The following is a 12,873-nucleotide window of genomic DNA, read 5'->3' as shown; positions in this document are numbered from 1 at the left end:
AACCGTCCACGGGCTGGGCGGACGGCTCCGGCCGGTCCGGTCCGGTCCGCACCGGCGACGGCAGGACCGTACCCGTCGTACCCGTCCTGCTCGAGGGGGATCCGAGCGCGGCCCGGCCACCGAGCGGAGAAGAGCTTCCGGGTGCTCGTCCCTTCCCTCTGCTCACGGCCGAGGGCGGGTCGTCCGAAGTCACCACGAGGCACGAGGCACGAAGCACGAAGCACGAGGCACGAGGCACGAGGCACGAGGCGAGATCCACGAGGCACAGGGGATGAAGCACAAGGCATGACCCACGAGGCACAAGGCACGAGGGAGCGAGAATTTGCCGCACAGCTTCGATCCGCCCGCCCGAGTGGAGGATCTGCTGGCCCGGGTGGCCGGCGGCGACCGGGACGCCTTCACCGGTGTCTACGACGCGCTGGCCGACAGCGTCATGGGACTGGCCTGCCGGATCCTGCGGGACGTCGCTCAGGCGGAGGAGGTGACCCAGGAGGTCATGATCGAGGTCTGGCGCACCGCGGACCGCTACCGTCCCGAGCGGGGAACGGCGAAGGCCTGGGTGCTCACCGTTGCCCACCGGCGGGCGGTGGACCGGGTCCGCTCCGCGCAGGCGGGCACGGAACGGGAACAGCGCACGGGCGTCCTCGAGGCGGAGCGGCCCTTCGACGAGGTGGCCGAGATCGTCCAGAACCACGACGAACAGCGGCGACTGCACCGTTGCCTCACCTCGCTGTCCCGCAAGGAGCGAGTGCCGCTGATGCTCGCCTACTACCAGGGCCTGACCTGTCTCGAGGTCGCCGAGGCCCTCTCCACCCCCGAAGGCACGGTGAAGTCCCGAATGCGCGCGGGGCTCCGACGACTGCGCGCCTGTCTGGAGGCCGACAATGACGCTTGAGGAGGATCCTCACCTGGCCATCGGTGCGTACGCACTGTACGCCCTGCCGCCCGCAGAGGAAGCGGCGTTCGAGAACCATCTCGCCGGTTGCGAGCAGTGCCACCGGGAGGCCGGTGATCTCCTGGAGACCGCCGCCCGGCTCGGCGCCTCGGTGCGGAGCGTCCCGGTGACTCCGCAGGCACGCGCCCGCACTCTTCAGGCCGTCGCCCACACCCGTCGGGACTGCGTCCCGCACCGCCCCCGGGCCCCCGGCCGGCGGGCGCTGCACTTCGCGCTCGCCGCGAGCATCGCGGCGGCAGCCGTGCTCGGCGGCGTCGCCGTCCGGCAGCACGTCGAGGCGGACGACGCGCGTACCCGGGCGGATCGGGCCGAGCAGCAGGCCCGCACCGCGGGCGCCGCGATCACCGAGGTCCTCACGGCACCCGACGCCACCGTTCACGCCGGAGAACTGACCGGTGGGACCACGGCCGCCGTCGTGGTCTCCCGAGCCCAGGCACGGGCGGTGTTCGCCGCATACGGCCTTCCGGCCCTGACCGGGGGCAAGGTCTACGAGCTCTGGTACGCGGCTGCGGCGGGCGATGTCCGCTCGGCGGGCCTCGTGACCGGCATCGCGCCGAACGGCTCCCACATCCTGAAGGGATCGCCCGACGATGCCGTCGCCGTGGGGATCACCGTCGAACCGGCCGGCGGCTCACCGCAGCCCACCGCCGAGCCGCTCGGCGTCATCCCCATAGCCGGCTGACGCGACCGTCCCACCTGCCCGGCCGCCCACGGGCTCCGCTCCGGCTCAGTCCTCGAACGGGTCACCCGGCAGTGGCCGCGGCTGCTGCTGTTCCTGCCGTACGACACCCCCATGGCCGCCGAGCCCGCGCGCGGGGCCCTCGCAGCCCTGGACGAGGGCGATGCCGAGCGCGACGAGCAGGGTCACCACGACGAACACGAACAGCCGCTGGCGCAGCAGACGCGGATTGGCGGGCCGCCGCCCGGTCCCCGTGGTCCTCGGCCCCGGACGCCCGGCCCCGCCACGGGAAGCGGGCCTGTTGCCGCCGCCGGGCCGGGTGCCGCGCGAGGGTGCCGGCCGGGCTCCGGACCGCGACGACGAGGCACCGCCACCGCGCGGGGCGTTGCCCCCGCGAGCCGGCGCACCACCCCGCGAGGGAACCGGACCGCGCGGGGACGACGCTCCGTTGCGCGGCGGCGGGGTGCCGGGCCCGGACTGCTGGCGCAGTGTGCGCTCCGGGTAACCGGTGTCGGAGAGGCGGCCCGTGGGACGATCCGCCTCGGCCGCCCGGGGCACCGGAGGACGCGCCTCCGCCAGACCCTGGGCCTCCCGGGTCGCGATCTCCTTCAGACGCAGCGAGAGATCGAGCGTGCTGGGCCGCTCCTCGGGATCCTTCGCCAGACAGGCCCGAACCAGCGGGGCCAGCGCGTCCGGTACGCCGTTCAGCTGCGGCTCCTCGTGCACCACGCGGTACAGCATCACCTCGGAACTGCCGTGCCCGAAGGGCGAGTCGGCCGTCGAGGCGTAGGCGAGCGTGGCACCGAGCGAGAACACGTCCGTGGCCGGGGTGACCAGTGCCCCGCGCACCTGCTCGGGCGCGAGGAACCCGGGGGAGCCGACCGCCGTGCCGACGTGCGTCAGCGTGGAGGCGCCGGTCGCCCAGGCGATGCCGAAGTCGATGATCCGCGGGCCCTTGGGGGAGAGCAGGATGTTCGAGGGCTTCAGGTCCCGGTGCACGACCCCGGCCTCGTGGACGGCGACGAGCCCCTCCGACAGCGCGGCCCCGATCGAGGCCAGCTCGGCGGCCCCGAGCGGCCCCTCGTCGTTGACCTTGTCGTGCAGGGAGGGCCCGGGCACGTACTGCGTGGCGAACCACGGCCGGTCGGCGTCCAGATCCGCCGCGACCAGCCGCGCTGTGCATCCGCCCCGGATCCGCCGAGCGGCCGACACCTCGCGCGCGAACCGCGACCGGAACTCCTGGTCCTCCGCCAGATCGGGCCGGATCACCTTCAGCGCGACCCGCTGCCCCTTCTTGTCGGAGCCCAGGTAGACGACGCCCATCCCACCCGCGCCGAGCCGTCGGTGGAGCCTGAACGAGCCGACGACGCGCGGGTCCTCGCGCCTCAGGCGCATCATCGCCATGTTCATCCCCGCTGCCCGGTCCGTGTGACGTGGCACAGCTTACGTTTCCACGGCCGTTCGCGCGCAGAGGCCGCGCCCTCTCGTACCGATCGATTGTCAGGGCACGCAGGGCGACTTGAAGCGTGGTCAGGAAGCCTGCGCACAGGCACACCTTGGCGGCCGGGTGCTCTCAACCACCGCTCGCGAAAGGCGGATTGGACCCACGAAGGGTGACCACGTGGGAAGCGGCGTCGCCGCTCACGGGGGGACGCGGACCCGTGGGGCGCCGGCCGGCCGGACGGGCCGCCGAGCGGAGACGCCGGTACGACAGAGAGGGCTGGAAGTGAGTGAAGTCACGCCGGGACCCCGCCTCATGCCCCCGGGCGGGCGGGAAAACCGGACCGGACCGGACAGCCCCTCCGGAAAGACCCCGAGACCCAGGGGCACGTCTCCACCCAGGGGAGTACTCCGCAGGTCACGGCTCATCCTCCGGGAGGCCCGGCAATCGGTACGAGGGCATGACGTGCGACGGCGGCCATCCGCCTAGATTTGAGGTCAAGCGGCGGGTGCAGCACTCGTCCCCCGAGGTCAGACACCCGCCGCTGCCAACGACAACTGATCAGGTCAGGAGAGGGACCATGGCCCTTACGGCACCGCGGACGATGATCCGCACACAGGGACGCGGTACGCGCCCCCGTCGAACGGGCCGCCGCCACCCCCTGGTGGCGACACTGATGGCCCTTCCTCTGGCGGTCCTGCTCCTCGTCGTCTTCGACGGCTGGGAGACAGTGGCCACACAGGCGTCGTCCGTGGGAGTGATGCTGGGGCGCTGAGCGGCGACCCCAGGCCCGGATGAGCGGTCCGGGCGGGGACATCCACCCATGAAACCCCGTGGGGACGGGGGTGCGGCGGACGGCAAAAAATGCAGGCGCAGCTGGGGAGCTGCGCCTGCATTGCTTTTCCCCCTGGCCCCTGGTCCCTGGCCCCCGCGACCCGTCGTCCCGCGATGTCGGTGGCCCCGGCTGCGTACCCTCGCGAGGAGACCCGCCCGCCGCCCAGGGAGCCCCGTGACCATGCCCGTGACCGAGCACCCCCTGCTCGTCGAGCTCACCCTCCGAGCCGGAGCCCGGGCCCACGAGATCACGTCGGCCTGTCCCTGCGGCGCGGCCGTCCTCGCCGACCGCCCCGACGCCACCGTCGTCCGGCACGCCGGTACCGTCGCGAAGGCGCACGCCCCCGACACCGACCCGGCCGGGCTCGCCCCGCGCCTGGCCCTGGCCGCCGGCCTCCCCGGCATCCTCCTCCCGCCGCTCACACCGACCGCGACCCCGCTCCACGGCCGTCTGGTGACCTTCTGGCCGTACGGCACTGCGGTGGACCCGGAGGACCCCGACACGGCTCCCTGGGAGGCTGCGGGGATCCTGCTCGCCCGTCTGCACCGCACGCCCGCACCGGCCACCCTGCCCGGGATGCGCGGGCCCGCCAAGGCCGCCCACGCCGTGGCCCGTCTGCGCGCGGCCGGACCGCACCCCGCCGTCGCGCCCGTCCTGAGCGCCTGGCGTGCGCTCCCCGCCTGGGCCCGCGCCGAAGCCCCCATGCCCCACACCGCCACCCTCTGCCACGGCGACCTCCACCTCGGCCAGCTCGTCCGCCACCCGGCCCCCGACGGCCCCTGGCTCCTGATCGACGTCGACGATCTCGGCGTCGGCGTCCCGGCCTGGGACCTCGCCCGCCCCGCCGCCTGGTTCGCCTGCGGTCTGCTCCCGCCCGAGGAGTGGTCCCGCTTCCTGGCGGCCTACCGGGCCGAAGGCGGCCCCGCCGTCCCCCGGGACGGCGACCCCTGGGACGCGCTCGACGTCCCGGCCCGGGCACTCACGGTGCAGACGACGGCACGGGCTGTCACGAAGTCGGTCGCGCAGGGACGGTCGCTGGACGAGGTCGAACAGTGCCTCGTCGACGCCTGTGCCCGAATGGGTTTCGTCCCCCCGCAGTTGGCGGCGGATTCCGCGAAGTAGGGTGCAACCGACCGCAGCCGGACAGTGTCCGTCCTGGCGGTAGGCGAAACAGCACCGACCGGCGAGGAGTTGAGCCGAATCATGCAGTGCCCGAAGTGTCACGCTCAAATGCAGACGTACAACCGCAACGGCGTCCAGATCGAACAGTGCAGCAACTGCCGTGGGATCTTCCTCGACTACGGCGAGCTGGAGGCGCTGACCCGCGTCGAGTCCCAGTGGTCCCAGCCGGCGCCGCCGCCCCCGGCCGCCCCGCAGGCGTACCCCGCCCCGGCCGCTCCCGCCTGGGGCGCCCCGCACGGCGGCGGTCACCACGGCGGCGGCCACTACGGTGGCCACCAGCGCCACAAGAGCTTCGGTCACATGCTGTTCTCCAGCTGAACCGGCACCGACAAGAAGCCCCCGACCGCGAAGGCGGCCGGGGGCTCTCGGTGTGTGGACGATACTGGGATTGAACCAGTGACCTCTTCCGTGTCAGGGAAGCGCTCTCCCGCTGAGCTAATCGTCCTCGGGACCACGACCCGAAGGCCGCATGCACTGCGTGCGCGATACTGGGATTGAACCAGTGACCTCTTCCGTGTCAGGGAAGCGCTCTCCCGCTGAGCTAATCGCGCGGGTTCGGATCCTCGAACAGATCCAGTGGACGATACTGGGATTGAACCAGTGACCTCTTCCGTGTCAGGGAAGCGCTCTCCCGCTGAGCTAATCGTCCTTGGAGGTGGAGACGGGATTTGAACCCGTGTAGACGGCTTTGCAGGCCGTTGCCTCGCCTCTCGGCCACTCCACCAGGAGTGCAGGGGACCGGGAAGACCCCTTGTTCCTTCGAGCGGACGACGAGGCTCGAACTCGCGACCTCAACCTTGGCAAGGTTGCGCTCTACCAACTGAGCTACGTCCGCCTGTCGGTTCGGTCGGCTCTCGCGTCCCGGCGACGTGTTGAACTCTAGCGGATACCCGGGCCAGTACAAAAACGCGTTTGCGCAGCGTGCTGCGCTGTGTCTGCTCGCGGACCTGGTCAGGACCCCTGGCCGGGACATGCGGGACACGTCCGGACCGCGTCCCGGGAGCGCCGCCATACACTCGACCACGTGCTCGATCTCCCTCCATTCGCCCGTTTCGGCACCCGTGTCGCCACTGGCCTCCTCGACGTGACCAGCGATCCCGCGGCCCTCGACGCCGCCGGATTCTGGGCGGTCTGCGCCGACTTCGAGGGCCGTCCGGTCTGCGCGCGCTTCGCGGACGTGCGTGAGGAGACCGTGCCCGCTCCCGTGCCCGGGGCGTGGCGAGGGCCCTCGCCCGGTGACTGGACGTCCTCGCTCGACCGCGCCGCGTACACGGCGGGAGTGCGCCGCATCCGTGAGCACATCGCGGCCGGCCAGGTGTACCAGGCCAACCTCTGCCGGGTCCTGACCGCGCCGGTGGAGCCCGAAGCCGACGTCGACGCGCTGACCGCCCTGCTGGCCCGGGGCAATCCGGCGCCGTACGCAGGAACGATTCGCCTCCCGGCGCACGGCATCGAGACGGCCACCGCGTCGCCCGAGCTCTTCCTGCGCCGCGACGGCCGGGTCGTCGAGTCGGGGCCCATCAAGGGCACCGGGCGCACCGAGGCGGACCTCCTCGACAAGGACTACGCCGAGAACGTGATGATCGTGGACCTCGTCCGCAACGACCTCGGGCAGGTCTGCGCCACCGGCAGCGTCACCGTCCCCGACCTGTGCGCCGTCGAGAAGCACCCGGGTCTGGTCCACCTGGTGTCCACGGTCCGCGGCGAGCTGCGCGAGGGCGCCGGCTGGCCGGAACTGCTCGACGCCGCCTTCCCGCCCGGCTCGGTCACCGGCGCCCCCAAGTCCAGCGCCCTGCGGATCATCGACGCACTGGAGACGGCTCCCCGCGGCCCGTACTGCGGCGGCATCGGCTGGGTCGACGCCGACCGGGGGACCGGCGAGCTGGCCGTAGGCATCCGCACCTTCTGGATCGACCGCGCTCGCGGGGGCTCGGCCGTGCTGCGCTTCGGCACCGGCGCCGGCATCACCTGGGGCTCGGACCCCGAGGCCGAGTGGGCGGAGACCGAGCTGAAGGCCTCCCGGCTGCTCGCGATAGCGTCGGGAACGTACGAGGGCACGGGATCGTGCGAAGCCAAGGAATCGCGCGAGGGCACTGGACCGTGCGAGGGCAAGGGATCGTACGAGTTCGAGGGAGAGGGACTGACGTGAAGATCTGGCTCGACGGCGGGCTGCAGGACAGCGAGTCCGCCCGCGTCTCCGTCTTCGACCACGGACTGACCGTGGGCGACGGCATCTTCGAGACGGTGAAGACGGTGGACGGCGTGACGTTCGCGCTGACCCGCCATCTCGACCGGCTGACCCGCTCCGCGCGCGGTCTCGGTCTGCCGGACCCCGACCACGACGAGGTCCGCCGCGCCTGCGCCGCCGTCGTCGAGGCCAACCCGATGCCGCTCGGCCGGCTCCGCATCACCTACACCGGTGGCCACGGCCCCCTCGGCTCCGACCGCGGCGAACAGGGCCCCACCCTCGTCGTCGCCCTCGGCGGGACCACCCGGCGCGCCGACTCCACGGCCGTCGTCACGGTTCCCTGGACCCGCAACGAACGCGGCGCGCTCACCGGCCTGAAGACCACCTCGTACGCCGAGAACGTCGTCGCTCTGGCCCGCGCCCATCAACACGGCGCCACCGAGGCGCTGTTCGCCAACACGGTCGGGCAGCTCTGCGAGGGCACCGGGTCCAACGTGTTCGTCGTCCTGGACGGCGAGATCCACACCCCGCCGCTCGCCTCGGGCTGCCTCGCGGGCATCACGCGCGAGCTGACCGTGGAGTGGACCGGAGCCAAGGAGACCGTTCTGCCGCTGGACGTGCTGGAGCGGGCCGAGGAGGTCTTCCTCACCTCCACCCTGCGCGACGTCCAGGCCGTCCACCGCGTCGACGACCGCCAACTGCCGGACACACCGGGGCCGGTGACCGCCAAGGCGATGCGGATCTTCGCCGAGCGGTCCGGCGACGACCTCGACCCGTAGGACACCCGGACCGGGGACCGGTCAGGAGAGCGGACCCGCAACGACCCGGGAAAACAGGCTGACGTCGCCCGCCGTGATGGGTAGAAAGCCCCTGATGACCACTACCCTGCGGCCGACCGAGCCGCTTCAGCGCACCGCTGACGGGGCGCTGTCGCGCCACTACCAGGTCTGCGTGAACAGCCGTCCCGTCGGATCGGTCCACCTCTCCACGTCCGCGAGCTTCGGCCCCGACGCCGCCCGGATCGCCGACCTGAGCATCGATGAACCGGACCGTCGGCGCGGCCGGGGCACGGTGGCCGCGCTGGCCGCCGAAGAGGTCGCCCGGGGCTGGGGCTGCAAGTGGATCGACCTCACGGTGCCCGCCGACGCGGAGACCGCGCTGCGGCTGGCGACGGCGCTCGGCTACGTCCACCGCAATCGCGGCATGGAGAAGCCCCTGGGCGCCACCGCTCCCCGACTGCCCGGGGGCAGCCGGGGCAGGCCCATGACGGAGGCCGAGTACCTGCCCTGGCTCGAACACGGGGTCGCGGCCTACGCCCAGGACTGGGCGGATCGCGGGGTGCCCGAGGACGAGGCGTGGGCCAGGTCGCGGCGGGACCACGAACGGCTGCTGCCGCAGGGCCGGGCGACGGAGAACATGCTGTTCAGCGTCCTGGAGCAGGAGGGCACACGGGTCGGCACCCTGTGGCTGTCGTTCGTCGGCGACAAGGCGTTCGTGTTCGACGTCGAGGCCGACGGGGCGTTCCGCGGCCGGGGCCACGGACGCTCCCTGATGCTGCTGGCCGAGGCCCAGGCGATCGCGGCGGGCAGGCGAGTTCTCGGCCTCAACGTCTTCGCCGGCAACACCCCGGCCGAGCGGCTCTACGAGTCGCTCGGATATCTGCCCGTGTACTACTCGATGTACAAGAACCTGCTCTGAGCCGGCCCGCGCCCAGCCCGCCTCACGCCTGTTCGGCCAGCAGCCGGTCGGTGATCTCCTGGATGCGTTCGCGCAGCCCCTCCTGGCTCTTGCCGCCGTCGAGACGCTCGCCGCCGATGACGTATGTCGGGGTGCCGGTCACGCCGATCGCCTTGCCCTCGGCCTGGTCGGCGTCCACGATCAGGATGTGCCGGCCGTCGATCAGGGCGGTGTCGAACTCCTCGGCGTCGAGACCGAGTTCACCGGCGACCTCGACCAGGAAGGGTTCCCCCCTGCGGGCCAGCTCCTCGACCCGGCCCAGTACGGCCTCGATGTACGGCCACCCCTGGCCCTGCTCCAGGGCCTCCTCGGCGGCCTGCGCGGCGGCGAAGGCGTGCTTGTGCTTCTCCAGCGGGAAGTGCCGCAGCCGCAGCTCCAGCCGGTCGCCGTACCGCTCGCGCAGGGCGCGCAGGTCGTCGAGAGCGCCGCGGCAGTCCGGGCACTGGAGCTCGCACCAGATGTCGAGGACGACGGCGGGACGGTCGGACGCCGTGCCGGACGCGGGGACGGAAGCCGGGGCCGGGGTGGCGGAGGAGGTCGGGGACGAGTCGCTCATGACGCAAGTCTCCCAGTCCGCGCCGGGCCGTCCCAACCCGGACCGTCGGCCGCCCGGGCGCGGAACTCGCGTTCTGCCGGACGTTCCGCCCGGACGTTCCGCCCGGAGGTTCCGGTTCGTGCGGCACCTGCGGAGGAGCCGACCCGGAGATGTCCCTGATGTCCCGCCGGAGCATGGCCCGCGAGCGGTGCGCAGGTGCAGGATGGAAGGGACGAAGCGCGGGCCCGTCCGGCCTTGTCGCCGAGTCGATGTGACTTCTGCCCGTGAGCCGACGCCTGGAGGACCGGATGATTGCCGAGACCGTCTGTTCCGCCGTCGCCGCTGCGGGCCTGGGCATCGCGGTGGTCACGGCCTACCGCAAGCGCTTTTTGGCGGCCGCCCGTATCGCCGCGTACGCCCTTGTGCCGCTGGGCCTGGTGATGACGGGCGTCGTCGACTGGATCGCCGACACCGCCTTCAGCCCGACGGCCTGGGCGGGCTTCGTCGTGCTCGGCGGGGCCTGGGCCCTGTTCGCCACCACCCGTGCCGTGGAGCGCCGCCGCGGCGGCACCCGCAAGGAGCGCAGAGCGGCGGCCCGCTCCGCTCGGGCCGAGGCGGTGGCCCCCGCCGCCTCCGCGCCCACCCTGGGCCAGGCGTCCCGCCCGGCGTCGGGCCAGGCGTCCCGCCCGGCGTCGCGTCCCGCGGCGGCACCCCGGGCGACCGGCGGCTCCGACGACTTCAGCGACATCGAGGCCATCCTGAAGAAGCACGGCATATGAACCCGGACCGGTAACCGCGCCTACGGAGTCGCCCGGCGATTGAAACGACACAGTCGGCCTGCCCGTGCGCGGAAGTGATCACGGCCCGACATCGGCGTCACGGAAACCGGCGCACTCACGCTCAAACCGTGTGGGTGATCGCGCGAAGGGCGTCACCTGCGTCATCATCGCCCGCGAGATGCTGGACACGACACAGAGCGACGCCGCGCCGCAGCAGGACGAGCCGCGCGGGTGCCTCTTCGCCCTTTCCCAGCCACCGCTGATGATCTTTCTGGCGGTGATCGGGTGTCTCCTGCTCATGGCTTCGCTGCATGATCTGCTGCTGCTCTGAGCCGTACCCGCGGTCCCCGGCGTCACCCGCCGGGGCCGCGTCGGCATCCAATGACATCAAATGCCAGCAAGGGACGTCAGGGAGTGCGCGTGAGGCCCAGCGCGGCAGGCCGGCCTCAGCCGGCCGCCTCCTTGCGGCGCGCCCGGTAGGCGGCGACATGAAGGCGGTTGCCGCAGGTCCGGCTGTCGCAGTACCGGCGGGACCGGTTGCGGGAGAGGTCGACGAAGGCGCGTCGGCAGTCCGGGGCCTCACAGCGCCGGAGCCGCTCCTGCTCCCCGGCCACCACGAAGAACGCCAGCGCCATCCCGCAGTCGGCCGCCAGGTGGTCGGCGACGGAGGCGCCGGGCGCGAAGTAGTGCACATGCCAGTCGTAGCCGTCGTGATCCGTGAGGCGTGGCGTGGTGCCCGCGGCGGCGATCAGCTCGTTGATCAACCCGGCGGCGATTCGCGGGTCCGATGCCGCGAAAATCCCGGCGAACCTTCCACGGATCTTGCGCACCGCGGAGAGGTCGAACTCGGAGAGCACGCCGACATCACTGATCTCGTGCTTTCGTACGAAATCCGCGAGGGCGGCGACATCCGGCAGCGCGTCCGGAGTCAGCTCGTCCTCCGGTGCGGTGTTCACCAGTTCCACCACGGCGTCGAGCGCGCACCGGGTGTCGTGGGTGATCAGCACATTTCGCTCCCTGGCCTGGGGGTCGGGCGGGCGCCCGCCGATGCTGGCCGATCGTAGCCGTACCGGGCCGTCGAGCAACGGCCACCGGGGGGCCGGATCGCCCGGGCGCCGGACGCCGCGGGGCCCGGCGGAGTCCGTGTGCCCAGGCCGCACGCACGCCGACGCCGCCCCACGGCAACCCGTGGCGCGGCGTCGGCGCATGCCCTATTCGGTTGTACTGGCCCGAGCCGTCTCCCCGAGTGGACGGCGCCGGGCAGCTCGGTGTGAGCCTCGCCCTAGCTCTCCGCCAGGATGTGCGAGAGCTCCTGATCGAGATCGAAGTGCCGGTGTTCCGTGCCCGGAGGCACGGCCGCGTCCGTCCGCTTCAGGAAGGACTCCAGGGCCCGCGCAGGGGCCTCGAGCAGGGCTTCGCCCTCAGGAGAGCTCAGGGCGATGCAGACGACGCCCTGACCGTGACTGCGCGACGGCCAGACACGGACGTCGCCGGTGCCCGTGGGCCGGTGCAGGCCTTCGGCGAGCAGGTCGCGGGCGAACACCCACTCGACGGTCTCCTCGGCACCGGTGTGGAAGGTGGCGTGCACGGCGTAGGGGTCGGCCGTGTCGTACCGCAGGCCTGCGGGGACAGGCAGGGATGACTCGCTCGACACAACGAGGCGCAGGTGCAGCTCGCAGCTGACCGTGGTGTTCATAAGCGCCAGGGCCTTTCGCTCAGTGTGCGCTCGGGGATTCGCACGTCGGCGAAATCGACATGCCACCTACGGTGCCGTTGTAAACCCCTCTGAGTGTTTTACGTGCCTTTACGTAACTCTTCCGGCCGACAGCGCGTTCGCCCGGTACCACCATTCCGGTGACCGGATTCTCTCGGGTAGGGTCAGGCTGTATGAACACGGGGAGTAACGAGCCGGGCGACGCGGGCGTGGCGGCAGACGGGTCGGAATCGGGCGGAGCGGCGGAGGGTCACGGGCAGGAGCTCGGCTCCAGGGCGCCCGAGTTCGTCAAGGCGCGCCGCGCGCTGCACCTGAGCTGGCAGGTCGGCATCTTCGTGATCGGCCTCGCCGTGGTGGTCGCCGGCATCATCATGCTGCCGCTGCCCGGCCCCGGCTGGGTCGTGATCTTCGGTGGCATGGCGATCTGGGCGACCGAGTTCGTCTGGGCGCAGCTGGCGCTGCGCTGGACCAAGCGCAAGGTCACCGAGGCCGCCCAGCGCGCGCTCGACCCGAAGGTCCGCCGCCGCAACATCATCCTGACCGTGATCGGCCTGGTGATCATCTCGGTCCTGGTGGGTGTCTACGTGTGGAAGTTCGGCTTCGAGATGCCCTGGAAGATCAAGGACCAGTGATCCCCGGCGACGGGGCGGGGACGGGTCGGCCGTGGTCACAGCCATCCCGTGACATGGGGTAATGTTCTTCCTGCGTCCGGGCGATTAGCTCAGTGGGAGAGCGCTTCGTTCACACCGAAGAGGTCACTGGTTCGAACCCAGTATCGCCCACCCGGAACGTGGGGGCCGCGACGAGAAAACCCACGCCGGCCACCGC

Annotated in this window: 15 protein-coding genes and 6 tRNA genes; 12 read left to right on the top strand and 9 right to left on the bottom strand. The window is 72.0% G+C overall.

Features of this window, described 5'->3' with window-relative positions; all coding sequences use genetic code 11:
- Nucleotides 1-322: 322 nt before the first annotated feature.
- Nucleotides 323-895, top strand: a complete 573-nt coding sequence (gene sigK / locus ACFWBB_RS30565; protein WP_385278735.1) for an ECF RNA polymerase sigma factor SigK — start codon at nucleotides 323-325, stop codon at nucleotides 893-895.
- Nucleotides 885-1,637, top strand: coding sequence for an anti-sigma factor domain-containing protein (locus ACFWBB_RS30560; protein WP_385278732.1), 753 nt, complete (start codon nucleotides 885-887; stop codon nucleotides 1,635-1,637). Before sigK ends, ACFWBB_RS30560 begins: the two co-directional genes overlap by 11 nt.
- A gap of 45 nt (nucleotides 1,638-1,682) precedes the next feature.
- Here the strand turns inward: ACFWBB_RS30560 and ACFWBB_RS30555 are convergent, their stop codons facing one another.
- The gene (locus tag ACFWBB_RS30555) at nucleotides 1,683-3,044 is read right to left on the bottom strand and encodes a protein kinase (RefSeq protein WP_385278822.1); all 1,362 of its coding nucleotides are present in this window, start codon (nucleotides 3,042-3,044) and stop codon (nucleotides 1,683-1,685) included.
- Nucleotides 3,045-3,655: 611 nt separating this feature from the next.
- Between ACFWBB_RS30555 and ACFWBB_RS30550 the strand changes: the two genes are divergently transcribed.
- The 3 genes from ACFWBB_RS30550 to ACFWBB_RS30540 all read left to right on the top strand — a co-directional run bounded on the left by ACFWBB_RS30550 (nucleotide 3,656) and on the right by ACFWBB_RS30540 (nucleotide 5,410).
- The gene (locus ACFWBB_RS30550) at nucleotides 3,656-3,850 is read left to right on the top strand and encodes a hypothetical protein (protein ID WP_351762250.1); all 195 of its coding nucleotides are present in this window, start codon (nucleotides 3,656-3,658) and stop codon (nucleotides 3,848-3,850) included.
- Nucleotides 3,851-4,090: 240 nt separating this feature from the next.
- On the top strand, nucleotides 4,091-5,032 hold the full coding sequence (locus tag ACFWBB_RS30545; protein ID WP_385278820.1) for a phosphotransferase enzyme family protein: 942 nt from the start codon (nucleotides 4,091-4,093) through the stop codon (nucleotides 5,030-5,032).
- Nucleotides 5,033-5,113: 81 nt separating this feature from the next.
- Nucleotides 5,114-5,410, top strand: coding sequence for a zf-TFIIB domain-containing protein (locus tag ACFWBB_RS30540; protein WP_385278729.1), 297 nt, complete (start codon nucleotides 5,114-5,116; stop codon nucleotides 5,408-5,410).
- A gap of 55 nt (nucleotides 5,411-5,465) precedes the next feature.
- Here the strand turns inward: ACFWBB_RS30540 and ACFWBB_RS30535 are convergent.
- The 5 genes from ACFWBB_RS30535 to ACFWBB_RS30515 all read right to left on the bottom strand — a co-directional run bounded on the left by ACFWBB_RS30535 (nucleotide 5,466) and on the right by ACFWBB_RS30515 (nucleotide 5,927).
- A tRNA-Val gene (locus tag ACFWBB_RS30535) sits at nucleotides 5,466-5,537 on the bottom strand.
- A gap of 34 nt (nucleotides 5,538-5,571) precedes the next feature.
- A tRNA-Val gene (locus ACFWBB_RS30530) sits at nucleotides 5,572-5,643 on the bottom strand.
- A gap of 26 nt (nucleotides 5,644-5,669) precedes the next feature.
- Nucleotides 5,670-5,741 (bottom strand) — tRNA-Val (locus tag ACFWBB_RS30525).
- 1 nt (nucleotide 5,742) lies between these two features.
- Nucleotides 5,743-5,816 (bottom strand) — tRNA-Cys (locus tag ACFWBB_RS30520).
- A gap of 38 nt (nucleotides 5,817-5,854) precedes the next feature.
- Nucleotides 5,855-5,927: transfer RNA gene (locus ACFWBB_RS30515), tRNA-Gly, on the bottom strand.
- A gap of 189 nt (nucleotides 5,928-6,116) precedes the next feature.
- On the opposite strand from ACFWBB_RS30515, the gene ACFWBB_RS30510 reads away from it, so the two are divergent.
- The 3 genes from ACFWBB_RS30510 (at nucleotide 6,117) to ACFWBB_RS30500 (ending at nucleotide 8,978) form a co-directional block, all read left to right on the top strand.
- Nucleotides 6,117-7,241, top strand: a complete 1,125-nt coding sequence (locus ACFWBB_RS30510) for a chorismate-binding protein (RefSeq protein WP_385278727.1) — start codon at nucleotides 6,117-6,119, stop codon at nucleotides 7,239-7,241.
- Entirely contained in the window at nucleotides 7,238-8,059 is an 822-nt protein-coding gene (locus ACFWBB_RS30505) for an aminotransferase class IV (protein WP_385278725.1), read from the top strand. The genes ACFWBB_RS30510 and ACFWBB_RS30505 overlap by 4 nt, the downstream gene beginning before the upstream one ends.
- A gap of 94 nt (nucleotides 8,060-8,153) precedes the next feature.
- The gene (locus tag ACFWBB_RS30500) at nucleotides 8,154-8,978 is read left to right on the top strand and encodes a GNAT family N-acetyltransferase (RefSeq protein WP_385278723.1); all 825 of its coding nucleotides are present in this window, start codon (nucleotides 8,154-8,156) and stop codon (nucleotides 8,976-8,978) included.
- Between the two features lie 22 nt (nucleotides 8,979-9,000).
- Here the strand turns inward: ACFWBB_RS30500 and ACFWBB_RS30495 are convergent, their stop codons facing one another.
- Nucleotides 9,001-9,573 (bottom strand): DsbA family protein, encoded by a 573-nt coding sequence (locus ACFWBB_RS30495; protein ID WP_385278721.1) that lies wholly within the window; start codon nucleotides 9,571-9,573, stop codon nucleotides 9,001-9,003.
- A gap of 287 nt (nucleotides 9,574-9,860) precedes the next feature.
- Here ACFWBB_RS30495 and ACFWBB_RS30490 point away from each other — a divergent pair, with 287 nt between their 5' ends.
- Nucleotides 9,861-10,331, top strand: coding sequence for a hypothetical protein (locus ACFWBB_RS30490; RefSeq protein WP_385278818.1), 471 nt, complete (start codon nucleotides 9,861-9,863; stop codon nucleotides 10,329-10,331).
- A gap of 130 nt (nucleotides 10,332-10,461) precedes the next feature.
- Nucleotides 10,462-10,662: a hypothetical protein gene (locus tag ACFWBB_RS30485; protein ID WP_385278826.1), complete on the top strand. Its 201-nt coding sequence runs from the start codon at nucleotides 10,462-10,464 to the stop codon at nucleotides 10,660-10,662.
- Between the two features lie 115 nt (nucleotides 10,663-10,777).
- Here the strand turns inward: ACFWBB_RS30485 and ACFWBB_RS30480 are convergent, their stop codons facing one another.
- Entirely contained in the window at nucleotides 10,778-11,338 is a 561-nt protein-coding gene (locus ACFWBB_RS30480; RefSeq protein ID WP_385278719.1) for a CGNR zinc finger domain-containing protein, read from the bottom strand.
- Nucleotides 11,339-11,613: 275 nt separating this feature from the next.
- Nucleotides 11,614-12,027: an SsgA family sporulation/cell division regulator gene (locus tag ACFWBB_RS30475; protein ID WP_004002642.1), complete on the bottom strand. Its 414-nt coding sequence runs from the start codon at nucleotides 12,025-12,027 to the stop codon at nucleotides 11,614-11,616.
- Nucleotides 12,028-12,218: 191 nt separating this feature from the next.
- Here ACFWBB_RS30475 and ACFWBB_RS30470 point away from each other — a divergent pair, with 191 nt between their 5' ends.
- A complete protein-coding gene (locus tag ACFWBB_RS30470) occupies nucleotides 12,219-12,677 on the top strand; it encodes a TIGR02611 family protein (RefSeq protein ID WP_385278714.1) in 459 nt (152 codons plus the stop codon).
- A 78-nt stretch (nucleotides 12,678-12,755) separates the two neighbouring features.
- A tRNA-Val gene (locus ACFWBB_RS30465) sits at nucleotides 12,756-12,827 on the top strand.
- Nucleotides 12,828-12,873 lie beyond the last annotated feature (46 nt).

It is taken from the genome of Streptomyces sp. NPDC060000, assembly GCF_042737375.1.
GTDB lineage: Bacteria > Actinomycetota > Actinomycetes > Streptomycetales > Streptomycetaceae > Streptomyces.
This window is presented reverse-complemented; position numbering and strand designations above follow the sequence as displayed.